Annotated in this window: 15 protein-coding genes; 10 read left to right on the plus strand and 5 right to left on the minus strand. The window is 71.8% G+C overall.

The genetic code is table 11. The features are described 5' to 3' along the window. Positions 1 to 16: 16 nt before the first annotated feature. Complete coding sequence (locus JNK12_22120; protein ID MBL8778642.1) at positions 17 to 1,480, minus strand: amino acid permease; 1,464 nt, start codon at positions 1,478 to 1,480, stop codon at positions 17 to 19. A gap of 80 nt (positions 1,481 to 1,560) precedes the next feature. Between JNK12_22120 and JNK12_22125 the strand changes: the two genes are divergently transcribed. The 3 genes from JNK12_22125 (at position 1,561) to JNK12_22135 (ending at position 7,796) form a co-directional block, all read left to right on the plus strand. Further along, positions 1,561 to 2,457, plus strand: a complete 897-nt coding sequence (locus JNK12_22125; GenBank protein MBL8778643.1) for a cation diffusion facilitator family transporter — start codon at positions 1,561 to 1,563, stop codon at positions 2,455 to 2,457. 261 nt (positions 2,458 to 2,718) lie between these two features. Further along, complete coding sequence (locus JNK12_22130) at positions 2,719 to 7,410, plus strand: DNRLRE domain-containing protein (GenBank protein MBL8778644.1); 4,692 nt, start codon at positions 2,719 to 2,721, stop codon at positions 7,408 to 7,410. Further along, positions 7,407 to 7,796 carry a hypothetical protein gene (locus JNK12_22135; protein ID MBL8778645.1) on the plus strand — a complete coding sequence of 130 codons (390 nt, stop codon included), beginning with the start codon at positions 7,407 to 7,409 and terminating at the stop codon, positions 7,794 to 7,796. The genes JNK12_22130 and JNK12_22135 overlap by 4 nt, the downstream gene beginning before the upstream one ends. Positions 7,797 to 7,984: 188 nt before the next feature. Here JNK12_22135 and JNK12_22140 read toward each other — a convergent pair whose 3' ends face one another. Next, positions 7,985 to 8,803: an META domain-containing protein gene (locus JNK12_22140; protein MBL8778646.1), complete on the minus strand. Its 819-nt coding sequence runs from the start codon at positions 8,801 to 8,803 to the stop codon at positions 7,985 to 7,987. A gap of 54 nt (positions 8,804 to 8,857) precedes the next feature. On the opposite strand from JNK12_22140, the gene JNK12_22145 reads away from it, so the two are divergent. Beyond that, positions 8,858 to 9,250: a phage holin family protein gene (locus tag JNK12_22145; GenBank protein MBL8778647.1), complete on the plus strand. Its 393-nt coding sequence runs from the start codon at positions 8,858 to 8,860 to the stop codon at positions 9,248 to 9,250. A gap of 97 nt (positions 9,251 to 9,347) precedes the next feature. Here the strand turns inward: JNK12_22145 and JNK12_22150 are convergent, their stop codons facing one another. Continuing rightward, on the minus strand, positions 9,348 to 10,151 hold the full coding sequence (locus JNK12_22150) for an META domain-containing protein (GenBank protein MBL8778648.1): 804 nt from the start codon (positions 10,149 to 10,151) through the stop codon (positions 9,348 to 9,350). A 139-nt stretch (positions 10,152 to 10,290) separates the two neighbouring features. Here JNK12_22150 and JNK12_22155 point away from each other — a divergent pair, with 139 nt between their 5' ends. Together JNK12_22155 and JNK12_22160 are read left to right on the plus strand one after the other, a co-directional pair. Then, positions 10,291 to 12,669 (plus strand): penicillin acylase family protein, encoded by a 2,379-nt coding sequence (locus tag JNK12_22155; protein ID MBL8778649.1) that lies wholly within the window; start codon positions 10,291 to 10,293, stop codon positions 12,667 to 12,669. A gap of 153 nt (positions 12,670 to 12,822) precedes the next feature. Beyond that, positions 12,823 to 16,134 (plus strand): AAA family ATPase, encoded by a 3,312-nt coding sequence (locus JNK12_22160; protein MBL8778650.1) that lies wholly within the window; start codon positions 12,823 to 12,825, stop codon positions 16,132 to 16,134. 127 nt (positions 16,135 to 16,261) lie between these two features. Here the strand turns inward: JNK12_22160 and JNK12_22165 are convergent, their stop codons facing one another. After that, complete coding sequence (locus JNK12_22165) at positions 16,262 to 18,913, minus strand: adenylate/guanylate cyclase domain-containing protein (protein MBL8778651.1); 2,652 nt, start codon at positions 18,911 to 18,913, stop codon at positions 16,262 to 16,264. A 4-nt stretch (positions 18,914 to 18,917) separates the two neighbouring features. Then, positions 18,918 to 21,083: a molybdopterin-dependent oxidoreductase gene (locus tag JNK12_22170; GenBank protein ID MBL8778652.1), complete on the minus strand. Its 2,166-nt coding sequence runs from the start codon at positions 21,081 to 21,083 to the stop codon at positions 18,918 to 18,920. Between the two features lie 103 nt (positions 21,084 to 21,186). On the opposite strand from JNK12_22170, the gene JNK12_22175 reads away from it, so the two are divergent. From JNK12_22175 to JNK12_22190, 4 genes are all read left to right on the plus strand, one after another. After that, positions 21,187 to 21,693: a hypothetical protein gene (locus JNK12_22175; GenBank protein MBL8778653.1), complete on the plus strand. Its 507-nt coding sequence runs from the start codon at positions 21,187 to 21,189 to the stop codon at positions 21,691 to 21,693. Positions 21,694 to 21,725: 32 nt separating this feature from the next. Further along, positions 21,726 to 22,766, plus strand: a complete 1,041-nt coding sequence (locus JNK12_22180; protein MBL8778654.1) for an amidohydrolase family protein — start codon at positions 21,726 to 21,728, stop codon at positions 22,764 to 22,766. Positions 22,767 to 22,926: 160 nt separating this feature from the next. Further along, on the plus strand, positions 22,927 to 23,382 hold the full coding sequence (locus JNK12_22185) for a hypothetical protein (GenBank protein MBL8778655.1): 456 nt from the start codon (positions 22,927 to 22,929) through the stop codon (positions 23,380 to 23,382). 151 nt (positions 23,383 to 23,533) lie between these two features. Beyond that, positions 23,534 to 25,648 carry a YceI family protein gene (locus tag JNK12_22190; GenBank protein ID MBL8778656.1) on the plus strand — a complete coding sequence of 705 codons (2,115 nt, stop codon included), beginning with the start codon at positions 23,534 to 23,536 and terminating at the stop codon, positions 25,646 to 25,648. Positions 25,649 to 25,656 lie beyond the last annotated feature (8 nt).

The raw sequence follows: 25,656 nt of genomic DNA on the forward strand, positions 1-25,656 counted from the left end.
GCCGGAGGGGGGAGGGTCAGATGGAGATGGTGCCGGTGGCGAGGGCGACGACGCCGGCCACCGCGCCGAGCACGGACACCACGAGGATGACGAGTTCGGGTCGGCTGAACAGCTGGCGACCCTGCTCGCGGCGGGCCATGACGAACAGGATCGTGCCCGGGGCGTAGACGATGAAGGCCACCAGCAGGTACTTCGCGCCGGCGGCGTAGAGCAGGAACACCGTGTAGAGCGTCGCCAGGCCGGCCACCAGCAGATCGCTGCGACCCTGCTCACCGGCGGCCACACCCCCGCGGCCCCGCGCCAGCTTCACCGCGAAGCCCGCCGCCAACAGGTAGGGGATGAGGCTGAGCGCGCTGGTCATGTTCAACATGAAGTCGAAGGCGTTCTCCGACAGCAGCACCACGAAGAGCACGACCTGGATCAGCGCGGTGGTGAGCAGCAGCGCCGCCGCCGGCGAGTCGGCGGCGTTGGTGCGGCTGAGGAAGGCGGGCATGTCCTTGTCCCGGGCGGCCACGAAGAGCACCTCGGCCGACATCAGGGTCCACGCCAGGTAGGCGCCGAGCACCGAGACGATGAGCCCGACGCTGATGAAGACCTCGCCCCACCCGCCGACCGCGGCCTCGAGCACCCCGGCCATCGAAGGCTGGCGCAGTTCGGCGATCTGCTCGCGGGGGAGGATGCCGTAGCTGACGATGGTGACGCTGGCGAAGATGGCGAGCACCATGACGAAGCCGAGGATGGTGGCCCGGCCGACGTCCTCCCGGCGCTTGGCGTAGCGGGAGTAGACGCTGGCGCCCTCGACCCCGAGGAAGACGAAAACGGTGGCGAGCATGGTGCCCCGCACCTGGGAGAACAGCGAGCCGGCGCCCTCACCCGACAGGTTGTCGGCCAGGACGTCCACGTCGAGGTAGGCGACGGCGAGGACGATGAAGACCAGGATCGGGATGATCTTGGCCACGGTCACGATCTTGTTGATGGCGGTGGCCTCGCGGACGCCCCGCAGCACGAGGGCGGCGAACACCCAGATGGCCACGCTGGAGAGGCCGACGGCGGCGAGGGTGTCGCCCTCGCCCAGCCAGGTGAAGATGCCGCCGAGGGTCGACATGATCAGCACCCAGTAGGTGACGTTGCCGACGCAGGCGCTGGCCCAGTAGCCGAAGGCCGAGAAGAAGCCGAGGTACTCGCCGAAGCCGGCCTTGGCGTAGGCGTAGACGCCGGCATCGAGGTCGGGCTTGCGCACCGCCAGCGTCTGGAAGACGTACGCCAGCATCAACATGCCGGCGCCGGCGATCACCCAGGCAATGAGCGCGCCGTAGACGCCGGTCTCGGCGGCGAAGCGGCGGGGCAGCGAGAACACGCCGGCGCCCACCATCGAGCCCACCACCATGGCGGTGAGGGTGACGAGGGTGAGGCGGGGGGCATCCTCGCCGACGTCGGTGTCCGTCTCGGAGGCGGTCCCGACCCCTTCGTCTGCTGTCACCGCTCGGTACCCTAGCGATCCACCCGTCGACCGCCCGGGTTGCGCGAGGGGTTGATCCATGAACTGGAGGTCACGAGATCATGGTCGCCCCTGACGCCGGCGTGGAGCGCCGGGCCCTGCGGGTCTCGCTCGTCGCCGCCGCGGGGCTCGGTGTCGCCGGGGTGCTCTGGGGCATCGCCACCGGGTCGCAGCTGATCCTGCTCGACGGGGCCTATGCCTTCATCGGCGTGGCCGTGTCGTGGCTGCTGCTAGCGGTGTCGCGTGCCGTCGGCCGGGGCCCCAACCACGTCTACCCCTACGGCCGTCAGGCGCTCACCCCGCTGGTGGTGGGCGTGCAGGGGTTCGTCCTGCTGGGCACGGTCGCCTACGCCGCCGTGGACGCCGTGAACTCGATCCTCGCCGGGGGCGAGGAGGTCGCGGCCGGCTGGGCCCTCGCCTACGGCGTGCTGACCCTCGCCGCCTCGCTCGTTGTGTGGCGCCTGCTCCTGCGCATGGCTCCCGACTCGGACCTCGTGGGCGCCGAGGCGACGGCGTGGCGCGTGTCCGCTGTGCTCGCCGGCGGGATGGTCATCGGCTTCGGCGCCATGCTCGCACTGGAGGGCGGCGCCCGCAGCGACTGGGTGCCGTACCTCGACCCGGCGCTGGTGCTCGTCGCCGCCGTGGTGCTGGTGCCGGCGCCGCTCGGCATGGTGCGCACGACCTTCGTCGAGCTGGTGGAGGCGTCGCCACCCGCCGACGTGCAGGCGCCGGTCCGCGCCGCGGTCGCCGCCATCGAAGCCGAGTACGGCGTGACCGTCCCCGACCTGCGCATGACCAAGGTCGGCCCCAAGCTCTACGTCGAGGTCGACGGCGTCGCCCCGCCGACCCTCACCATCGCCGACGAGCACGCCATGCGCCTCGACCTCGAGCGCCGCCTCGACGCCCTCCCCTTCGACGTCTGGCTCAACTTCGAGCTCTTCCCCGCCGACGCCCATTGACGGCGTCGGCTTCGCTGGTTTCGAGGTCTTCGGGGGTGGACATCTCTGTACATTTCCCTGGGTTTTGCTTGACAGTGGCGTGGTGTTAGGTGGGTAGTGGTGCCTCTGCGAGGGGGTTCTTTGTGATGGTTCGGCGGTGGGCGGGTGCGGTTGTCGTGGTGATGGTGTTGGCGGGTGTGGTGGTGGCTGCGCCGGCGGGGGCCGAGGTGTCGCGTGCGGGGGAGGTTTCGCCGACCCCCCCCGCGTGAGGTGGGGGAGCTGGTGTTCTCCGAGGACGGGGGGATCGAGCGGGGGGCGGAGGTGGTGTCGTTGCGGTCGGAGTTCTCTCGGACGTTCGCGACGAGCGTGGCGGGGGTGTTCGAGACGGTGTCGTCGTCGGCGCCGTTGCACTTCGAAGGTGCTGATGGTGGGTGGCGCCGGTTCGACAACGATCTCGAGTCGGCGTCGGGGGATGTGGTGGCGCCGGCGGCGACCGATGTGCCGGTGGCGATCGCGTCGGACGCGTCGGCGGCGGAGTTGGTGGCGGTGGAGCCGGCAGAGGGGGTGTCGGTGGGGTTCGGTCTCGAAGGGGCCGCGGCGGTCGAGGCGGAGGTGGCTGGGGACACGGCGACCTTCAGTGAGGTGGTCGAGGGGGTCGATGTGGAGTTGACCGCGTTGGATCGGGGGGTGAAGGAGACGATCGTGTTGGCTTCGCCCGAGTCGCCGAGCGAGTTCCGGTTCCCGTTGGTGTTGGAGGGTGCGTCGGCGTCGGTGAACGCCGAGGGTGCGGTGGAGTATCGGGACGGGACGGGGGCGGTGGTGGCGGTGACACCGGCGGGGTTCATGGTGGACTCGGCGACGGCTCGTGGGGTGGGGGAGCGGTCCGAGGCGGTCACCTATGCGGTCGAGGACGACGGGTCGGGCCCGGTGTTGGTGGTGTCGGTCGACCCGGGGTGGTTGGCGGACCCGGCCCGGGTGTTCCCGGTGTTGGTGGACCCGACGGTGGAACCGCCGTTCGCGACGGTCGAGGTCGGGGCTGATGACACCTACGTCGCAGATTCGGACACTGGGGACCATTCGACCAATAACAGCTTGTATGTGGGGTACGGCGACGGGGCGGTGCTGCGGTCGTATCTCCAGTTTCCGGGGATGGACGACTTCGACGGGATGAACGTCTACGACGCCCGCCTGGACCTGCGCCAGGTGTTCGGGACGAACTGCTCGCCGGGCCCGGTGGAGGCCTATCCGGTGCCGACCGCGTGGGAAGGGTCGGAGGTGACGTCGTGGCCGGGCCCGGTCGAGGACCTGGTGGATCGAGTGGCGATCGATTCGATGTCAGGCACGGCCGGGTTCGGGGCGCCGGGTTGTTCGTCGCCGGGGGCGGTGTCGATCCATCTGACCGCCGGGGCGGCGCGGTGGACGAGCACCAACCCGAACGAGTCGTGGGCCAACAACGGGGTCATGTTGCGGGCCGCGGACGAATCGCAGAGCGCGGGCGGCTTCCGGGAGTTCGCGTCGGCGGACTCGTCGACCCCACCGACGTTGAACCTGATCTGGTCGGACCCCTCCGACGCCGGCGAGGACAACACCGCGCCGACGGTCTCGGGTCCGTACGCCCCGCAGGGCGACCTCGCCTCGACCGCGGTGACCGCGTCGGCGGTGTATGACGACACCGACGAGGACCGCGGCCACGTGACGTACTTCTCGTACTTCCCGGATACGTACCTGCTCTCGGTGATCACTGCCCCCGAAGTTGACCCGGGGGAGACGTCAGGATTCTCGGCAACGGTCCCGTGGGACGTGCGGTTCTCGTGGCGGGCGTCAGCAGTCGAGGACGACGTCGACGCGCCAGGGTTGCCGCATTCACCGCTCACCCCGTTCATCGAGTTCGAGGCCAGGTCGGTGCAGCTCACCGACCCCGTCCCGGACCAGGTCCTGTTCGACGACGTGACCGTGACCGCCACCGCGGCGGTCACCACCAACCTGACGGGCGTGCAGTTCCTGTTGGACGGCAACGTCGTGTTCACCGACACGGCGGCGCCGTTCGAGATGGCCGGGTCGAGCACCACCACCGCCGACGGGCCGCACACCCTGGCGGCACGGGCCGTGTACAGCAGCGGCCCGCCCCGGACCAGCGTCACGATCGACGTCACCGTGGACAACGGCCTCAACACCCAACAACGCCTCCAGGTCGACCTCGGCACCGGCCGCATCGACCTCGACGAGTTCACCGAGTACGGCGTCAAGGGCCTGCTGAACCAGGACGCCATCGAACCCCGCTACCGGTCCACCGCCGAAGCCTCTATCGACCCCACTGCGGGTGTGCTCAGCTACCTGGGCAACGGGTGGGGGAGCCTCGACCCAGCCCAGAAGGAGGACATCGAGTCGTTCCTCACTCCAGAAATGACCTCGGTGGCAGGGACACTGTCTGGTTGCACCGGCCTGGTCGAAACCGATGTCTTCGACTTCACCGGGCTACCGGGCTGCATCCACACCACGCCGCACTTCGCGATCATCTACAACCCTGGCGAAGGTGACATCGACCCTGACGAGGACGACAACCCGGAGAACGGGCTGCCTGACTTCATCGACACCATGGAAACCTCGCTCGAAGGAGCGCGCCAGGCCTACATCAACATGGGCTACGAACCGGCCCCCGGTGTCGTGGTGGTTCTGGTGCAGGGCGCCGGGGAAGGTTTCGCCAGCCCGGTCGGGTCGTTCATCCGGCTCGGGAACCAAGCACCGAGCGCGACGTACCTGGCGCGCCATGAGTTGTTCCATCAGGTCCAGTACAACTACACGGCCCTTCGAGACATCGACGGCTACGTCGCCGACTTCTCGGACTTCCACCTCCCGTATGACGAGACCACGTTGTGGTGGCTCGAGGCCAGCGCCGAATGGGCCGCCCATCAGGCCTCGGTCGCCATCGGCGACCCCGACGAACCTACCTATGCCCGTCATCTGGATCAGGTGTTCGGGGCATCTAGGTCATACCTCGCAGACTTTCCGGCGATCTTCACCGCCGGCGTGCCGTTCAACTCGGTGGACTTCACGCCGGACCGGTCGCACGCCTACGGGTCGTTCATCTTCGCCGAGTACCTCGAGGAGGAGTTCGACCCCGAGTTCATGCGGCGCATCTGGGAAGGGATCGACACGTCGGACGACGAGGTGTCCGAGGTCATCGAGGGCCTGCTCGTCGACGACGAGAGCACGTCGATCGACCAGGTGCTCCCCGAGTTCTGGATCGCGAACTACCTGTTCGACGACCGCTCCGGGCTCGGTGGTCGCTACCACTACGGCGACCCTCACCTCGATTCGGTGTGGCGAGATGCACTCGAGGACTCAGACCTCTCCGTCGGGGCCGATGATTTTGCGGAGATCCCGCGTCCGGATCGGACGCGGCTGGTGTTGTCGACGCCCGAGGTGCCGGTGACGTCCGAGGTGCGAGTGGCGCCGGGCGGCAGTGCGTTCGTCGACCTCGACCCCAAGAACAACCTCCAGGGCGATGTCGAGCTCACCCTCGAGATCGGGGACTCGGGCCACCTCAACAAGTACCGGTTCTCCACGATCGCTTATCAGCGGGCCCCGAACAGTGGCGTGGAGTCGGGTCTCCCGGCCGTGTGCCAGCGCGACGGCGAGTCGATCATCGAGACCTACGAGTCCGAGCTCGCGTCCTTCGGAGACCAAGTCCGAATCGACGGTGCGTGCCAGAGCGCCACGCTGGTCATCACCAACATCGACCTCAACTCCGATGACCGCAACGGCGACGAGTTCACGGTCACCGCGTCGTTCGAGAACACGTCGCCGCTGACCGACGTCGTGTCGGCCAACTCGCTCGGCGTGTTGGGCAACGACACGAGCACCCACGGGGCGCTGTCGTCCGACGGGACCGCGGCAGTGTTCGCCTCGACCGCCCCGAACATGGTCACCGGGGACCAGGGTTCGGGCGCCGAGATCTACCAGCACCGCCTCGTCGACCCTGGCGGTCGAGAGACCGTGCTCGTGTCCGGCGGGGACCCCGATGGGACCACCGACCCCGACGACAGCAGCGGGTACCCGGTGGCCTCCAGCGACGGTGAGCTCGTTGCGTTCGCGTCGCTCGACGAAGACCTCGACGACACCGGCCTACCCAGCGACGGCGCGCAGATCTACATCGCCCAACCCGGGGCGCCCGCGTCGATCGAGCGGGTGTCCTTGTTCGAGCCTGAAAGCACCCAGTTGGCGGCCGCGGGTCGCCCTGCGATCTCGGGCGACGGCCGCTACGTGGTATACGAGGCCGGCGCCTACGCCGGGCTCGACCGGCCCGCCACGTTCGCTTCGGGAGCGGTGTCGGCGATCTACCTGCACGACCGGGATCACCCGTTGTGGCCGCCGACCTGCCTGTCGTGCGACGTGAACGGCGTCCCGGTCGGGTTGAGCTTCGACCCGGACATCACCGACGACGGCGACTACGTGGTGTTCTCCACCGACGCGGCGTTGGTCACGACCGACACCAACAGCGTGGTGGACGTGTACGAGTACAACACGGTGCACAACACCTTGACCCGTGTCTCGACCGACGCGATCGGCGGGGAGTCGCTGGTCGCGTCCACGAGCCCGGAGGTCGGCGGGTACACCACAAACGATGCCGTCGCCTACCAGCAAGGCGACGACGTCGTGGTCCACTACCAGGGCAACCGGTACGTCCACGACGACGTCAACCTCGTCGAGCTCGCCCCCGGAGGTATCGGGGGCATGGTCGTCCGCTCCGGCGGCGACCTCTACCACCTGTGGCCGATCGACACGAGCCACGCACCGGTGCTCGTCTCCGCGGGGATCGACGGCCCTGCGAACGCCCCCGCCTGGGGCGGCAGCCTCGACTACTACGGGAGGTTGGTCGTGTTCAACACCGACGCCGACAACCTCCTCATCGCCGACACCAACGACACCACCGACGTGTTCCTCCGCTACTTCGACGTGAACAATCCGTCATGACCGGTTTGCTCGCCACCCTCGGCCGCACCAGCGTGCTCGCCGGCGCGATCGCGGCACTGCTCGTCGCCTGCGGTCCGTTCGCCGAAGACCTCGGGATCGAGGGGATCTGGGTGGTGAATCAGGGCGACGAGGCGGTCACGGTCGAGGCCCGCTACTTCTCCAACTTCGATGAGCCCGTTACCGAGGACGACATCGGGTACAGGGTCCGGCCCGGCGAGTCACAGGCTGTCCGAAGCGTATTCGATTCGAACCACTGCGTTCCTGCTGATCTTGTCGTGTTGAGGGGCGGTGTAGAGATCCAACGGATCAGCGGGCCGATCTGCGTGCCGGGCGACACACTGACGCTTGACATCGGCGACCCTGGGAATGACGACGCCGATCCTTGACACGATCGGTGAGTCGACAGCGCCGCCAAGACCCGACGAGCTCAGCGTGGTTCGGACCGCCGGCGTCACCGGTGTTCGACGTTGACGGGCACGAGGTCACCTTCACTGAGACCGGGTACGGGGACGGCTTGCCCGCCGATCCCGAGTTCTCGGTCGTCTCCACCTGCACCCGGTGGTAGCGCCCGGGTTCAGCTGGCTTCGGTGAGGACGAGGGTGATGGTGCCATCCTCGCGGAGGAGGGTGAGGGTGTCGCCGGCGATGGACATCTGGGCGGTCTCGTCGAGGGCGGTGAAGAGCGCCGCCTCCTGATCCATGACGCCCTCGGGGGAGTCGCAGGTGCGGAAGGTGGCGGCGAGCGGGCCGATGCTGAGGGCGTCGCCCTCGAGCTGCCATTCGCCGCTGCCGTCGTTGCAACCGGTGGTGGCCGACACGGTGCCGTCGTCGGCGAAGGAGACGGTGGGCTCGGTGCCGTCGACGGGGCCGGTGACCGCGTCGGGGGTGGCCAGGTTCACCACGTCCCAGTCGCCGACGAGGGCCTGGTACCGATCGAGGGCGTCGAAGGCGAGGCGCACGTCGTCGGGGCCGGTGAGGACGAGGCGGTCGTCGGTGATCTCGACCGTGTCGGCGGCCTCCAGCGCAGAGACGAAGGCGTCCTGGGCGTCCATGAGGGCCTGCTCGCAGGCGATGAGGGTGCCGGCCAGCGGGCCGATCTCGACCGAGTCGCCCTCGAGCACGAACGGGCCGGCGTACGAGTTGCAGGGCCCGACGCCGTTGGTGGTCTCGCCGTCGACGTTCAGGGTGGCCGAGGCGCCGTCGGGCAGTTCGACCGAGCTGTCGCTCGGGTCGAGCACCCACTCCTGGGCTTCGAGGTCGGTGAGGAGGTCGGGCAGGCCCTGGGTCTCGGAGCGGGTGTCGGCGGTGTCGTCGCTGCCGCACGCGGCGAGGCCGGCGGCGGCGAAGAGGAGGAGCCCGAGGGCGACGGCGAGAGCGAGGGGGCGACGGGCCATCGCCGGACTGTACCGAGCGGTGACAGGACAAGCTGGTCTGGCTACGGTCGAGGCGTGCTCCGCCTCCTCGCCGCCGCCGTGGTCGCCCTCATCGCCGACGCCCTCGGGCTGATCGTTGCCGCCGCGGTGGTCGACGGCATCCGCATCACCGTGGTCGGCTTCGTCGTGGCGGTCCTGGTGTTCGCGGTGGTCGACCTGCTCATCCACCCCCTGTTCCGCCAGATGGCCATCAAGCGGGCGCCGGCGCTGATCGGCAGCAGTGCGCTGGTGGCCACCATCGTCAGCTTCGTCGTCACCGCCACCTTCACCGACGGCCTGACCGTGTCCGGTGCCACCGCCTGGTTCCTGGGCCCGCTCGTCGTGTGGGCGGTCGCACTGGTGGCCCAGCTGCTGTTGCCCCTCGTGATCTTCAAGCGGACCCTGGCCCGGCGCGCCGATCAGCGCTGAACGCCGGCGCCCATCTCGGCGGTGGAGGCCACGGCATCCGGAATCCGGACGTGCTCGCCTCCACCTCGCGACTGATCGCGCCGGCTGCGCCCCGGGATCAGTCGGCGGGGACGGCGCCGAGGACGATGAAGCCCTGGTTGTCCAGCAGGGTCAGGCGGTCGGGGGTGGCCTCGACGCTCGTGGCGTTGCCCAGGGCAGCGAGGATGCGGGTCTCCTGGCGCATCACGCCGGTCGGGTCCAGGCAGGCCCGCTCGGTGACCTCCACCGGCCCGATGGCGATGTCGTTGCCGTCCACGGTGTACGGGCCACCGCCGGTGTTGCAGCTGGTGTCGACGGCCATGGAGCCGTCGGCCGCGAAGGTCAACGTGGGCGACGTGCCCTCCCGCACGCCGATGATGGCGTCGGTCTTGGCCACGTCCACGATGTCCCAGTTCCCGAGGACGGCGCGGGCGGGGTCCGAGGCGGTGAACGTGAGGGTGGTGTCGTCGGCGCCGGAGAGCACGAGCGTCTCGCCGTCGACCTCAGCGGTGTCGACGGCGCGGAGGGCGGCCGTGAAGGCGTCCTGCGCGTCCTGGAGATCGCGCTCGCACCCGATGAGGGTCTCGGCCAGGCTGCCGATGGTCACCGACGTGCCGTCCACTTGGATCGAGCCGCGGTAGCTGTTGCAGGGGCCGAGGCCCGACACGGTGCCGGCGTCCACGGTGAGGGTGGCGCTGGCGCCGTCGGGCAGGTCGATCGAGCTGTCATCGGCCTCGAGCACCCAGTCCACACCGGTGAGCTGGCCCGTCACGGGCGCCCCTTCGGTGGTGGTCGGGGCGGCGTCGCCGGCGTCGCTCCCACAGGCGACGGCGAGCCCGAGCAGGGCGGCGGCGAGAGCAAGGACGGCGAGGCGGCGGCGCACGGAGCGAGGGTACCCAGCCGGGTCCACGCCCTCGCGACACCACCGGCGCCCGCCTCGGCCGTTCTGGGACCGCCGTGCCCAGGCGACGCCAGCGTGGTCCCAGAAAGGGATGGGGTCGGGCGTCTCGTACGGTGGGGCCATGAGCGACGGGGACGGGCAGGCGGGCGCCGCGGGGTTCGACGCCGAGGTGCGGTACACGAGCGACGGGGTGCCCCACATCCGGGCGGGGGACTGGGGCGGCATCGGCTTCGGGCAGGGGTGGGCCTGCGGGCGCGACCAGTTGCCGGCCATCGCCGACCAGCTGCTGAAGGTGCGCAGCGAGCGGGCCCGGTGGTTCGGCGCCGGCCGGCAGGGTGATCACCTCGCCAGCGACTTCGGCTACCTCGCGCTGGACGTGATGGGTCGGGCCGTTGCCTTCCGTGACGCCCAGTCACCCGACCTGCGGGCGCTCATCGCCGGCTACGTGGCGGGCTACAACCGCGCCGTCGACGAGGCTCACGCCGCAGGCACCCTCCCCGACTGGTGCGCCGGCGCCGGCTGGATCCGTCCCGTCACCGAGCTCGAGTTCTACGCCCACCTGGTGGACATCTCGCTGATGGCGAGCGGGCGCAACCTGGTGGGCCTCATCGGGCGCGCCGAGGCGCCCGGTCCCGACGGCCCCGTGGCCCCGTCTCCCGTGGATGCCCTCGGCGGGGGTGGTGGCGCCGCCGGCGACGGTGCCAGCAACGGGTGGGCGGTGGGCGGCGACGTCACCGCCTCGGGCCACGGCATGGTCCTCGCCAACCCCCACTTCCCCTGGTACGGCGAGGCCCGCTTTTGGGAGTGCCACCTCACCATCCCCGGCGAGCTCGACGTCTACGGCGTGTCGCTGCTCGGCACCCCCGGCGTGCAGATGGGCTTCACCGAGGGCGTGGCCTGGTCGCACACCTTCTCCTGTGGCAACCGCTTCACCGTCTACCGCCTTGACCTCATGGCCGGCGACCCCACCCGCTACCGCTTCGGCGACGACGAGCGGGCCATGACGTCGGCCACCCACCGGGTGGCGGTGCGGGCCGACACCGGGGTCCCGGACGCGGTCACCGAGGTCGAGCGGACGCTGTGGCGCTCGCACCACGGGCCCATGCTCAACCTTCCGCTGCTGGGCTGGGGCCTCGAGCTGGGCTTCGCCTACCGCGACGCCAACCTCGACAACACCGCCGTTCTGGAGCAGTTCGCCCGCATGGACCAGGCCACCGATCTCGACCGGTTCCAGGCCGTCTACGCCGACGTCCAGGGCATGCCGTGGGTCAACACCCTCGCCGCCGACCGCTCGGGCCGGGCCTGGTACATCGACGCGTCGGCCACTCCCAAGCTGAGCGCCGGCGCGCAGTCCCGCTACACCACCCGCATCCGGGAGGACTTCGTCGCCGCCCTGCTGTTCGAGAACCGGGTGGCGCTGCTCGACGGCAGCGACCCCGACGACGACTGGCTCGACGCCGAGAGCGCCGGCGCCCGCTCTCCCGGGCTCGAGGCCCACGCCGAGCTCCCGCAGGTCGAGCGGCGCGACATCCTCGTCAACGCCAACGACTCGCACTGGCTCACCTCGCCGGCCGAGCCGCTGGAGGGGTTCTCGCCGCTGCACGGCCTCGAGCGCACGCCCCGCACCCTGCGCACCCGCCAGAACACGGCGCTGGCGGCGGCCTTGGCCGAGCGCGGCGGCGTCACCAAGGAGGACCTGCTCGCCACACTGTTCGCGAACGAGAGCCTCAGCGCCGACCTGCTCGTGGACGCCGTGGTCGAGCGCTGCCGGGCGGCGGGCACGGTGACGGTCGAGGGCCACGAGGCCGACCTCGTCGAGGTGGCCGACGTACTCGCAGCGTGGGACCGCCGCTACGACCTGGGCTCGCGGGGCGCCGCGCTCTGGCGTGAGCTGGTCAGCACCTTCCCCCCGGCCGAGCGCCATGACGCCGGCCCGCTGTTCGCAGAGGCGTTCGACCCCGACGACCCCGTCGCCACGCCGCGCGGGCTCGCGGCGCCGGCGGCCGACCTCGCCGCCGACCCCGTCGTGCACGCCGCCGGCCACGCGGCGCGCGTCCTGGCCGCCGCCGGCGTCGCCCTCGATGCCCCGCTCGGCGAGGTGCAGTGGGTCATGCGCGGTGACGAGCGCGTGCCCGTCCACGGCGGCGGCGAGGGCGAGGGGATGATGAACGTCCTCAGCCCCTGGGGCGCGCTGGCGCCCATGTCGCTCGAGCCCGTGCCGCCGAAGGCGATGGCCCTCCCCGGCCGCGAGCGCACCGGCCTCACCCCCGGTGGTTACCAGTGCGACTACGGCGTGAGCTTCGTCATGGCCGTCGAGCTCACCGACGACGGCCCGAACGCGGTCGGCCTGCTCGCCTACGGCCAGACCGGCGACCCGAGCCGCCCCGAGCACCGCACCGGCGCTGACGCCTATGCGGCCAAGGAGGTGCGCCCGCTCCTTTTCGCCGAGGCCGACATCGCCGCGGCGCTCGCCGACACCGTCCACCTCACCACCGGCTGACCGCGCCCGGACATTGGAGGAAATAGCCGCCACATGTGGCAGCGATTTCCTCCAATCACGCTCGTGCGGACCGCGGGAGCGCCGAGGGTGGGGCGGATAGGGTCGTGACGCAGTCGGGCCCCCTGGTCCGCCTGGACGAGGAGGGTGGGGGCGGTGGGCGCACAGACGGCGACGATCCTCGTCACCGACCTCGTCGGGTCGACCGAGCTGCGGGTCCGCCTCGGTGAGGACGACGCCGACGCCCTGCGCCGTGTCCACGATGAGCTCCTGACCGCCGCTGTCGCCGGGCAGGGCGGCACCGTCGTGAAAGGCCTGGGCGACGGGGTCCTCGCCATGTTCTCGAGCAGCGCCGACGCGGTGGCGGCGGCGGTCGCCGTCCAGCAGGCGGCGCACGTCCACGGTCGCGGCCACCCTGATCAGGCTCTTGCCATTCGGGTGGGGATCAGCGTGGGCGACGTGAGCGTCGAGGACGGCGACTGCTTCGGCACGCCGGTGATCGAGGCGGCCCGGCTGTGCGCCGCGGCCGAGGGCGGGCAGGTGCTGGCGGCCGACCTGGTGGAGGCACTGGCGCGGGGTCGGGGTGGTCACGAGTACCGCCCGGTCGGCGAGTTGGACCTGAAGGGTTTGCCCGACCCCGTCCGCACGGTGGAGGTCGTGTGGGTGCCGGCGACGGCCGGGCCCGGGGCGGGGGCGGCGCCTCCCTTCCCGCCGCTGCTGCACGACGAGCGCAGCGTCTCGTTCGTCGGCCGTCCTCACGCAGTCGAGCAGATGACCGCGCTGTGGAAGGAGGCGGCCACCGGTCCGCGCCGCTGCGTCCTCCTGGCAGGCGAGCCGGGTGTGGGCAAGACCCGCCTGGCGTCTGAGATCGCCCGCCGGGCCCACGACGAGGGTGCCACCGTCCTGCTCGGCCGTTGCGAGGAGGAGCTGGGCCTGCCCTTCCAGCCCTTCGTGGAAGCCCTCGCGTACGTGGTGGCGACCGCCGGGCCGTCGGCCGGTGACCTGGGCCGGTTCCCCGCGGACCTGGCTCGGCTCTATCCCGAGCTGGCCGATCTGGTCCCGGGCCTCGGCGACCCCGTCCACGGCGACCCCGAGGTCGAGCGCCACCGCATGTTCGAGGCCACCACCTCCTGGCTGGCGGCGGTGGCCGAGCCCGCGGGCCTGGTCCTCGTCCTCGACGACCTGCACTGGGCGGGCAAGCCGACCTTGCTGCTGCTCCGCCACCTGCTGCGGTCCGCCGACATCGGACGCATTCTCGTGATCGGCACCTACCGCGACACCGACCTCGACCGCACCCACCCCCTCGGCGAGCTGCTCGCCGACCTGCGCCGCGAGCCCGGGGTCGAGCGCCTGTCGCTGGCGGGCCTGACCGTCGAAGAGGTCGAAGCGTTCCTCGCCGCCGCCTCGGGCGAGGAGCTCGACGACGACAAGCGGGCGCTGGCCGCCGCCGTGCACGCCGAGACCGAGGGCAACGCCTTCTTCGTGGGGGAGGTGCTGCGCCACCTTGCCGAGTCCGGCGCCATCGTCCAGCGCGACGGTCGCTGGCAGGCGGTGGTGGCCCTCGAGGACATGGCCATCCCCGAGGGGGTGCGCGAGGTCATCGGTCGCCGGGTGTCGCGCCTGTCCGATCCGGTCAACGACGTCCTGCGTTGGGCTGCGGTGGTGGGCCGGGACGTGGAGTTCGGGGTGTTGGACGACGTGGTCGAGGGGTCCGAGGACGATCTGCTCGGCGCCCTCGACGAGGCCGTCGACGCCCGCCTGGTGCAGGAGGTGGGCGCCGACCGTTACCGGTTCGTCCATGCGCTGGTGCGGTCGACCCTGCTCGACGAGATCCGCACCACCCGCCGGGTGCGCATGCATCTGCGTATCGCCGAGTCCCTCGAGCGCCGCCGTCCCGACGACCTCGCCGCCCTGGCCTTCCACTACGGCGAGGCCGCCACCGCCACCGCCGGTGCGGGCGACCGGGCCGTCGACTACGCCGGGCGTGCCGCGGCCCAGGCCTTCGACCGCACGGCCTACGACGAGGCGGTGACCCGCTACGAACACGCCTTGGAGCTCCTCGACGACCTGTCACCCGCCGACGAGTCGCCCGAGGAGCAGGTGCGGCGCCTCGACCTCCTGCTCGGCCTCGGCCGGGCGGCCTTCGCCCGCGGCGGAGGCGGTCACGAGCAGCCCCTTGCCGACGCCTTCACGGTGGCCCGGGCGCTGGGCGACGGTGAGCGCATGGCCGAGGCGCTGCTCGCGAGCTACCGGGGTTGGGGGAGCGTGGCCTTCGCCGCCAACGCGGCGCTCGTGGCGGACCTCGAGGCCACCCTGGCACTGCTCCCACCCAGCGACTCGGGGCCCCGTGCCCGGCTGCTCACCATGCGGGCCGCCGAGGTCAGCGCGCAGCGGGATGACCCCCGGGGTCGAGCCTTGCAGGACGAGGCCGTGGCGATGGCCCGGCGGGTGGGCGATGACGGGGCGCTCCTCGAGGCGGTGGGGGTCAAGTGGGCCACGCTGGTCGGCCACCGGGATCGTGCCGAGTGGGAGGCCATCTTCGATGAGGTCTTCGCTGTGCTCGGACCGCTCGGGGACGCCGGCCAGGAGGTCTTGTGGCTGAGTAGCCGGCGCGACATGCTCCTGGGGGCGGGCTTTCCGGTCGAGGCCGATGCGATCCTCGACGAGATCTTGCGATTCGACCTCTCGGTGCTGCCGGCCGTGCCCCGATGGATGATCGCCAACGCCGTGGCCGGCGAGCGCCTCTACCGGGGGGCGCACGACGAGGCCGAGCCGCTGATCGAGCGGGCGTTCGTGCTCGGCCAGGAGAGCGGCGCCCTCGACGCCTTCGCTTACTACGGCAACCACCTGCTCTTCCTGCGCCACCAGCAGGGCCGCAGCGACGAGGTGGTCGACATCGTCGTCGACTGGCTGGCCACGGACCCTCCCGGCCGCATCTACTGGGACGCTGCCCTGGCCATGCTGCTGGCGGGGTGCGACCGCTTCGACGAGGCCAGGGCGCTCTATCGGGACGCCATCGACGCGTTCCCGGGTCACCGCTACGACGTGTCGTATCTGCCCTTCGGCGCCTGCCTCGCCCACCTCGCCGCCGACCTCGACGAACCCGACCGGGCCGCCGAGCTGCTCGACGGGCTGGTCCCGTACCGGGGCGAGCTCGCCGGCTGGCGCAGCCTGTCCACGCTCGGCCCGGTCGACCTGGCCACCGGCCGCCTGCTCACCCTGCTCGACAGCCCCGGCGAGGCGCTCGAGCACCTTGCTTCTTCTGCCGACATCTGTGAGCGGGGCCGGCTCGCGCCCTTCCTGGCCATGACCCGCCTGGCCCAAGGCGACGCCGCCCACGCCCTCGGTGACGACGAGGCCGCCCGGCGGTGGTGGACCGACGCGCTCGACCTCGCCGCCGCCGGCGACTATCGCACCACGGTGCGCCGCGCCTCGGCGGCGCTGACGTCGCCCTCCGAGGCTGGCTGAGGCTCGCCGGTCGGGTCCACCCCGCTCGTTCTGGGGCATGAACCCCCGCCACGCGTTCTGGGACCAGGAACGGGGTCCATGTGACCGAAATCTGGTCCCAGAGGCGGATGGTGGGGAGGCGGTGCGCTCAGGTGGTGCCGGCCTCGGCGAGCGCGGCCGCCACCGCGGCCTCGGCGTAGGCGACGGTCTCGGTGATGGAGAGGGACCGGCCCTCATGTCGGCAGGCCTCCCACGCCTCCGGGCCGAGCTCGTCGGCGAGGCGGCGGTCCAGGTCGGCGAAGGCCCCCGCGTCGATCCCGAGGGCCGGGTCGTTGCCGATGGCGGCCGCCAGCACCGCAGCGGAGCGTGGGTGGCCCGTATCGGCCAGCAGCGTGACGGTGCGTCCGAGACCTCGACCCAGCCCGGCGTCGCCGGAGAGCGACAGCCCGGAGAGCACGGCAGCCGCGAACTCGAGCGCCTCGACGTGATCCTGGAGCCACCAGTCACTGTCGAGCAGGCCCTGCAGGAACAATGCGTGGCTGAAGCGGTTGCCCGACCGCTCCGAGAGGCGCAAGGCGTCGCGCGCCGACTCGATCGACGCGTCGAGGTCCCGGTGCTTCGTCGCGCCGGCCAGTGAGAGCCGCGCGCCGGCGATCTGCGACGGCATGCCGAACGCCTCCGTGGCGGCCACGGCACGGGTGGCCAGGGCGATGGCGTGGTCGTCGGCATCCGGTGCGACGAAGCTGGCCAGGACGGAGAGGCAGAGGTGGGCCACGTCGTACGGGCTGTCCGCCCCCCGCTCGAGGTGCTCGATGGCCCGGGGCAGGTCACCCTCGAGCAGGTCCATCATGGCGAAGTCGGAGTGCGCCCAGCCGAAGGGCTCGAACCCGGGCTGGTCGTTGCAGGCGAGCGCCTCCTCGCCGAGGCGGCGGCCGGCGGCGAAGTCGCCTCGGGCCCATGCGCTGTCGCAGGCCATGGTCAGGAGCAGGGGGAGGAGGGGGTGGCGCGCCTCGCGGGCCGCGTCGAGGACCCGGGCCGCCCAGCCGTGGGTCTCGGTGCGCAGCCGGAAGCGGGCGATCTCGTGCGTGTGGGCGGCGAGGCGCACCGCGAGGTCAGTCTCGCCGCGGGCGACCGACCACTCGAAGGCGGCCTGGAGGTTCGGGAGTTCGTCGTCGACCCACTCGTACGCGCGCCGCTCGTCGGGGGAGAGGAACCAGGCCCAGGCCTGGTCGGCCGCGTCGGCGAAGTGCCCGGCGTGGCGGTCGCGTATCGCCACGGCCTCGGCCGCCCCGCCCAGGACCTCCTCCGCGAACTGCCGGATCGTCTCCAGGAGCCGGTAGCGGACCTGGTCCTCGCGGCGGTCGGCCACGACGAGCGACCGCCGGGTCAGGGCGTCGAGGTGGTCCAGGACGGTCAGGTCGTCCTCGCCCCCGTCGGCGCACACCGCGGTGGCCGCGGCGAGGCCGAAGCCGCCGGCGAACACCGACGCGCGAGCGAGCACCCGCTGCTCGTCGGGGTCGAGCAGGTCGAAGGACCACTTCACCGTGTTGTGCAGGGTCTGGTGGCGCTCGAGCCCTCGCCGGCCGCCGGTGAGGAGCCGGAAGCGGGCGTCGAGCCGGTCGCGCAGCTGGGCCGGGGTCATCGACGTGAGCCGTGCCGCGGCGAGCTCGAGCGCGAGGGGGATGCCGTCGAGCCTCGTGCAGATCTCGTCGACGACGCCCTCGTCGGTCTCGTCGAGGGCGCGGGCGCCGACCTCCCGGGCGCGCCGGGCGAAGAGCTCGGCGCTGGCCGAGCCGGCCCCGCCCGTGTCGAGTGAGGGGACCGGCCGGACCCGCTCGCCGGCCACGCCGAGCGCCTCCCGGCTGGTGGTGAGCACCACCACGTCGGGGCAGGTGGCGACCAGCCGCTCGACGAGGTCGGCGGCGACGCTGAGGACGTGCTCGCAGTTGTCGAGTACGAGGAGGGCCCGCCGCCGGCCGAGGGCCCGGGCGATGGCGTCGGGCAGGCCGGCGTCGTCGGGCGCGGTGACGTTGAACACCGCCGCCACCGTCCCGGGGACGGCAGCGGCGTCGACGGGCGCGAGGTCCACCCACCACCGGCCGTCGGGGAAGGCCAGGGCCGGCAGGCCGGCGACCCGCTGGGCCAGCCGGGTCTTGCCGACGCCGCCGACCCCGGTCAGGGTGACCACCCGGGCGGCGCCGACGAGTCCGGCGAGCTCGTCCACCTCGGCGTCGCGGCCGATGAGGTCCGACGGCTCGACGGGGAGGTTGCCGCTCAGGGAGTGATCGGTGCGCAGCGCCGGGAAGTCCCGTAGCAAGCCGTCGGCGAGCACCTGGTGGACCCGCTCGGGCACACCGATGCCCCGCAGGTGCTGCTCGCCGAGGTCGAGCAGCCGGGTGCGGTCGACGAGCGCCGCCGTCGACGCCGCCACGAGGATCTGCCCGCCGTGGCCTGCGTCCATCACCCGGGCGGCACGGTTCAGCGCAGGGCCGAAGTAGTCGCCACCGCGGGCGTCGGCCTCGCCGGTGGCGATGCCCATCCGCACCGGCAGTGCGACCGTGTCCTGCGCGGCGACCGCCGCCTCGATCGCACCGGCCGGCGACTCGAACACCGCGCACATGCCGTCGCCGGTGTGCTTGAAGACGTCGCCACCGTGGGCGGCGACGGCCGCCACCAGGGCGTCGTCGTGGGCCCGCAGTGCGTCGCGCATGGCGGCAGGGTCGGCCTCCCAGCGCGCCGTCGAGCCCTCGATGTCGGTGAAGAGGAAGGTCAGCAGGCCCGCCGCCCCCGGGGTGCCCACGGCGCTACGCCGGCTCGACCTCGACGGCGAGGGCGGTCATGCGGGCCATGCCGGAGAGGGGCTCGATGCCGTCGGGGCCGTCGGCGGTCAGGATGTTGGCGTTCACGCCGGCGTGGGCCCGGGCGACCGTGAGTCCGCCAGTGCCGGCGTGGCCCCAGCCATGGGGGAGCGACACCACGCCGGGCATCAGGTCGTCGGTGACGGTCACCTCGACCTCGACCTCGCCGGTCTTCGAGCGCACCCGGGCCCGGCCGCCGTCGCGTACGCCGGCGGCGGCCGCGTCCTCGGCGGTGAGGTGGAGGCGGTTGGTGGTGCGGTCGCCGCCGACGAAGGGCTCGGCGTTGTGGGTCCAGCTGTTGTGGCTGTGGCGCTCACGGCGGGTGATGAGACGCAGGCCGGTGTCGGTGCGCTCGGCCTCGAAGTCGGCCTCGAGCCCCGCCGCCGCGGCCACGAAGTCGGGCGGCGCCAGGTGGACCTTGCCGTCCTCGGTGAACACCCGCTTGCCGAGGAACTCGCCGCCGGGCACGTCGGGAAGGCGCAGCCCGTGGGGGTGGCGGCGCAGTTGCCGCACCGGGTGGCGGGCGACCGCGAGCACGAGCGAGAGGAGGCGGGCGTCGGACACCTCGGCGAGGCGGCCCAGCAACGGGACCCCGCGCAGGCGGCCGAGGGCCCGCGTGAGGAACCCGGCGGCACCGGCGCCGAGGCCAACCCCGCAGGCGTCGGCGAGCCGGGCGAAGATCCAGGACTCCTCCCGGCGCTCGCCCGCCGGCGCCACGACGGCGTCGGTGTACTGCAGCCACGGGTCGACCTGCAGGCCGGCAAAGGCGTGGACCAGGGGCACGTCGGGCCGCTCCAGCCACGAGCACGCGGGCAGCACGTAGTGGGCGTGCTCGGCGGTCTCGTTGCGGAACAGGTCGATGCAGACCAGCAGCTCGAGCTCGTCGAGGGCGGCACCGAGGCGCTCGCCGTTGCCGATCGAGAGCACGGGGTTGCCCGCCGAGACGAACAGCGCCCGCACCTGGTCCGGCCCGGGGGTGGTGATCTCGTCGGCGAGGAGCGACGCCGGGAAGGTGCCGAGGATCGCCTCGAAGTCGCCGACCCGCGAGCGGGCCGTGCTCGTGCCGAGGCCGGCGGCCTTCGCCCGCTTCTGGAAGTCGAACGGTGGCGTGCGCACGAGCGCGCCGCCGGCGTGGTCGAGGTTGCCGGTCACCGCGTTGACGAGGTTCAGGAACCAGTAAGCAAGGGTGCCGTGGGGGCCCATGTTCACCCCGGTCGAGCAGTAGAGGGATGCGCCGTCGGCGGCCAGGTAGTCGGCGACGAGCGCGCGCAGGTCGGCGGCGGCGATGCCCGTCACCGCTTCGGTGCGCTCGGGCGACCAGTCGGCCACGACGCCGGCGAGCGCGTCGAACCCGGTGGTGTGGGCCTCGACGAGGGCGCGGTCGATGGCGTCCTCGGCCAGGACCACGTGCAGGAACGAGGCGAGGAAGAACACGTCGGTGCCCGGCCGGATGAAGAGGTGGTCGCCCACGGCCCGGGCGGTCTCGGTGCGGCGGGGGTTCACCGACACCACCCGGCCGCCCCGGTCGACGATGGCCTTGAGGCGGGCCATCGCCCGCGGCGCCTGCACGACCGACATCTGGGAGATGGCCGGGTTGGTCCCGATCAGCACCACGAGGTCGGTGCGGTCGAGGTCGGGGATCGGCTGGAGCAGCTCGTGGCCGTAGAGGCGCTTGGCTACCAGGTACTTGTTGGTCAGGTCCTGGGAGGCGCTGCTGTAGGACTGGGACGTGCCGAGGCCCTCGAGGAACGCGTTGAACGCCAGCGCGTGCAGCGCGCCGAAGGCGGCGGGATTCCCGAGGTAGCCGGCGACGGCGTCGGGCCCGTACTCGGCCCGCAGCGCCTTCACCTTGGCGCCGATCTCGGCCAGCGCCTGGTCCCACGAGATCCGCTCCCAGCGGTCGCCGACGCGCTTCATCGGGTGGTCGAGACGGTCCGGCGAGTGGTGGAGGTTGGCGAACTTGAGCCCCTTGACGCAGGCGAAGCCCTGCGAAGCGACGTGGTCCTTGTCGGGGTCCAGGCGCACGACCCGGTCGCCCTCCGTGGTGGCGAGCAGGCCGCAGCCCGCCTCGCAGATGCGACAGAACGTGGGCGTGATCGTCTGGTCGGCCATGGTCGTCCCCCTCGTCGTCGGCGTGGTGCGGCGGGAACCGCATCGCCTGTCGCCAGCGTAGGTTCCGAGCGCCGCCGGTGACCGGCCCGGTACGGTCGCCGCCATGGCGCGCTGGCGGATCGACACCGAGCGCGCCTCGGCGCGGGTCACGTTCCGCCCCGGCATCCCGGGTCTCGGCATCACCGTGCGGGGCCTGTCGGGTGAGTTCGACCTCACGTTGGGCGACGACGACCGGCCCGACATGCGCGTCCCGGTGCGGGGCGAGTTCGCCCTCGCCCTCGCCGACCTCGACACCGGGCCCCTCACGAAGGTGAGCCGCTCGCTGCTGAGCGGCGGCGACCAGATCCCCATCCAGGGCACCATCCGCGACGTCGCCCGCACGAGGGGCCACGACCACGACGAGTTCGGCTTCGTGGTCGACGTCACCATGCGGGGGGAGACCCACAGCACCGACGGCATCGGCACCAGCGGGGTGCTCGACGGCGACCGCCTGCGGGTGGAGGGCCGCACCACGGTGAACCCGCGGGCCGTCGGCGTGCCCGTGCCCAAGATCTTCCACGCCCGGGGCCACATCGTCTGGGACCTCGCCCTCGTCCTGCTCGAGCCCTGACCCGCCCCCCACCACCTGATCCCCGAGGCCCCGTGACGTCCTTCCCCACCCGCTTCGAGTCCACCCTCGACCTCGCCCGCCTGCCGTGGTTCGAGGTGCGGGGCGGCAGTCGCCTCGCCATCGCCGCCGATGCCGCCGAGGCGGTCGGCCCGGTGATCGACATGCACACCCACCTGGCCATGGGCTACCTGCGCAAGCTGGCCGTGGACGTCACCGTCGAGACGCCGGCCACCTCCTACTACTTCCCGGTCACGCTGCCCGTGGACCTCGAGGGGTACGCCAACGTCAACTTCGACGCCGCCTCGATGTTCGCCATGCGGGTCGACCTCTCCGCCATGAGCCTCACCGGTACGGGCATGCGTCGCACCCACACCGCCCCCAACCTGCTGCGCGACATGGGCGACCTCGGCATCGCCCGCTCGGTGGTGCTGCCCATCGACTGGCCGGTCGGCCCGCAGAACACCGACGTGGTGCTCGACGCCTGCCGCCCGCACGCCGAGCTCGTGCCCTTCGCCTCGGTCCACCCCCTCCGACGCGACGTGGACGCCCAGCTCCGGCGCCACAAGGCCGCCGGTGCCCGGGGCGTCAAGGTGCACCCCGCGGTCCAGGGGATCGCGCCCGACCACCCGAAGGCCGTGCACCTCTGCGGACGCTGCGGCGTCAATGGCCTCCCCGTCCTGTTCCACTGCGGGCCGGTGGGCATCGCCGGCAAGGGCGCCGACGGGCGCTGCCAGGTGCCCCGCTACGAGCAGGTCATCGCCGAGCACCCCGACACCACGTTCGTCCTCGGCCATTCGGGTGCGCTCCAGATGGAGCAGGCCGTCGCCTATGCCGACCGCTACCCCAACACCTGGTTCGAGCTGGCCAGCCTCGGCGTCGACGCCGTGCGCACCGTGCTCGAGCGCGTGCCCTCGGATCGCATCGTCTACGGGACGGACTGGCCCTTCTACCACCAGGGCCTCACCCTGGCCCGGGTGCTCATCGCCACCGAAGGCGACGAGGCCCTGCGGCGGGCCGTCCTCCACGACAACGCCGCTCGCCTCCTCGCCGATCCGCCGGCCGCGGCGGGCTGACCGGGCGGGACCCGGGGCCGGCTCCTCGAGCCTTCACCGACCTTGGACCCTGTCGCTCGCCGGCGTCTTGGCGCGACCATCGAAGCAGCGACGACAGGGGAGGTGCGATGCGGACGCCAGTCGATCCTCCGTCGGTCACATCCGGCGGGTATCCACGGACATGACCCCCGATGAGCGCCGTGACGACTTGGAGCGGCCCGACGAAGCGGCCTTGGGCGCCGAAGCGCCCGGCGCCGACGAGGCGGACGATCCGGGCGTGGACATGCGTTTCACCGTGATCGACCGGGTGGACGGCCGGGTCCACCTGCTCAGCGAGGGCGGCGGCGTGCTGTTCGCGCACCCTTCGGTGTCCGACGAGGTGTGGGACGCCGCGCTCGACGAGGTTCCCGACGCCTGGGAGATCGTGGACCTGCCCGAGCCCGTCGCCGACGTGGTGCCGAGCGCCTGGCACCCCTCGCACGGGCAGGGTGACCCGGACGGCGACTACCTCGACGTCGACGAGCTGGCCGAGCGGCAGTTCGAGCTGCTCACCTCCTTCGTGCGAGCCGGCTTCGACCGGGCCGAGGCCATGGCCCTGGTGCTCGAGCTGTTGCGCTCGGAGGGACCGGACTGCTGATCGCCCCGGTCGGTGACGTCGGCGGTGACCGCCGCGGTGGCTGCCGCGGGGATCGCGCCTCCTAAGCTGCGTCTCTGAAGGTGCCGGCAAGGGGTGTCGGCGCCTCGGTCGAGGGGACAGGGGTCCGGTGCGCCGACGCGTGGGGAAATTCGTGAGGTCGCCGGCGGCGGTGCTGCTGGTCGTGCTGGTGGGCGCCGCGGTCTGGGTCTCCCGCGACCAGTGGACCTGGCTCTTCCAGGAGGGTGACGCCCAGACCGTGGGCGCCTTCGCCCCCGCCCTCGAGGTCCTCGACGAGGACAGCGAGCACCTCTACCGCATCACCACCGGCAACGGGTCGACCCTCACCTACGAGATCGAGGAGAGCCTCGCCGGCGAGGACAACCTGGTGCGCGGCACCACACCGTCGGTCGCGGGCGACATCGCCGTGAACGTCGAGGATCCGGCCGACAGCCGCATGGGCACCATCGTGGTCAACGTCGAGCAGTTCGAGTCCGACTCGAACCTCCGCGACAAGCGCATCCGCCACGACTTCCTGGAGTCCACCCACTTCCCCTACGCCACCTTCCAGGCCACCGAGATCGAAGGGCTGCCCGACGCGGTGGACGGAGAGGGCGAGACCTCCACCGAGCTCACCGTCACCGGCGATCTCACCATCAAGGAGACCACCGCGCCGGTCACCTTCACGGGCACGGCCACGGTCACCGAGGATCGCCTCGAGGCGTCCGTGTCGGGCACCGTGGTGATGTCGACCTACGACATCGGTCCCATCCACGTCCCCGCCCTCGCCCACACCGGCGACGAGGTGGCCTTCGTGCTCGACGTCGTGGCCGAGCGCACCGACGTCGACGAGGCGCCGCCGGCCGGCGGCGACGAGGACGTGGCCGCCCCGGAGATCCCCGAGGGCGACTTCGCCGAGACGGTGCAACCGATCCTCGAGTCCAGCTGTGTCACCTGCCACGAAGAGGACGGCCCCGGTTTCAACACCGTCGAGCTGGGCACCGCGGGTGACGCCGCCGAGATCGCCGAGGACCTCGCCCTCGTCACCCAGGCGAGGTACATGCCGCCGTGGCCGGCATCGGACCTCAGCCCCGAGTTCGAGCACGACTTCTCCCTCACCGACGAGGAGATCGCGACGATCCAGGAGTGGGCGGCCGACGGCGGCGGGCTCGACGTCGATCCCGACACCGTGCTGGAGGCCGAGGACGAGCCCTTCGCCCCGCTCCCGCGCGACCAGGTCGTGCCCTCGAAGGGCGCGTACGTCGGCGACCTCGACGTGAAGGACGACTACCGCTGCCAGATCCACGAGGTCGAGGACCCCGAGGGCGACGGCGAGTGGATCACCGGCATGGCCTTCGAGCCCGACGAGGAGGACATCGTCCACCACTCGATCGTGTACCGGGTGCCGGCCGAGGGCATGGAAGAGGCGCTGGAGCTCGACGGCGCCGACGGGCGCGCCGGCTGGACCTGCTTCGGGCGCTCGAACATGCGCACTCCCGGCGTGGTGTCCATCGGTGGCTGGGCGCCAGGGCAGCAGCCGCGGGTCTACCCCGAGGGTGTGGGCATCTTCCTCGAGCCGGGTGACTTCATCGTCAACCAGATCCACTACCACTTCGACCACGAGAACCCGCCCGACCGCTCGACCCTGGTGTTCGACACCCTCACCCCCGAGGAGCTGGCCGACCGGGACGAGCCCATGACCGCCATCACCGGGAGCACCTACCTCACGCCCGCGGAAGGGCCGTGCACCCCCGAGGAGTCGGGCCCCCTTTGTGATCGGGAGGCGGTGCTCGACCAGATCGCCGACAACTACGGCATCGAGGCCCGGTTCATCCCCGATGCGCTCATCGGCGCATGTGGCGGCACCGTCGACGACTACGACGACCTCGACGGCACCCGGTTCGGGAGCTCCTGCGACATGCGGGCCCGGGACTTCGGCACGCTGTACTCGGTGCTGGGCCACATGCACGAGTTCGGGGCGGCCTACCGCATGACCCTCAACCCCGACACCCCCGACGAGCGCGTCCTGCTGGACATCCCGAACTGGAGCTTCGACTGGCAGCTCTACTACGTGCCCACCGAGACCATCCGGATCGCCGAAGGTGACGTGATCCGCTTCGAGTGCACGTGGGACCGAGCCAACGCGGCCATGGAGGAGCCCCGCTACGTCACCTGGAACGAGGGCACGGTCGACGAGATGTGCTTCTCGAGCGTGTCGGTGGTCCCCGACGTGGACGTCGAGGGCCAGCCCAACCGCTTCGCGCCCTGAGCCCCGGG

The organism is Acidimicrobiales bacterium, from assembly GCA_016794585.1.
Classification (GTDB): Bacteria; Actinomycetota; Acidimicrobiia; order Acidimicrobiales; family DATDAH01; genus JAEUJM01.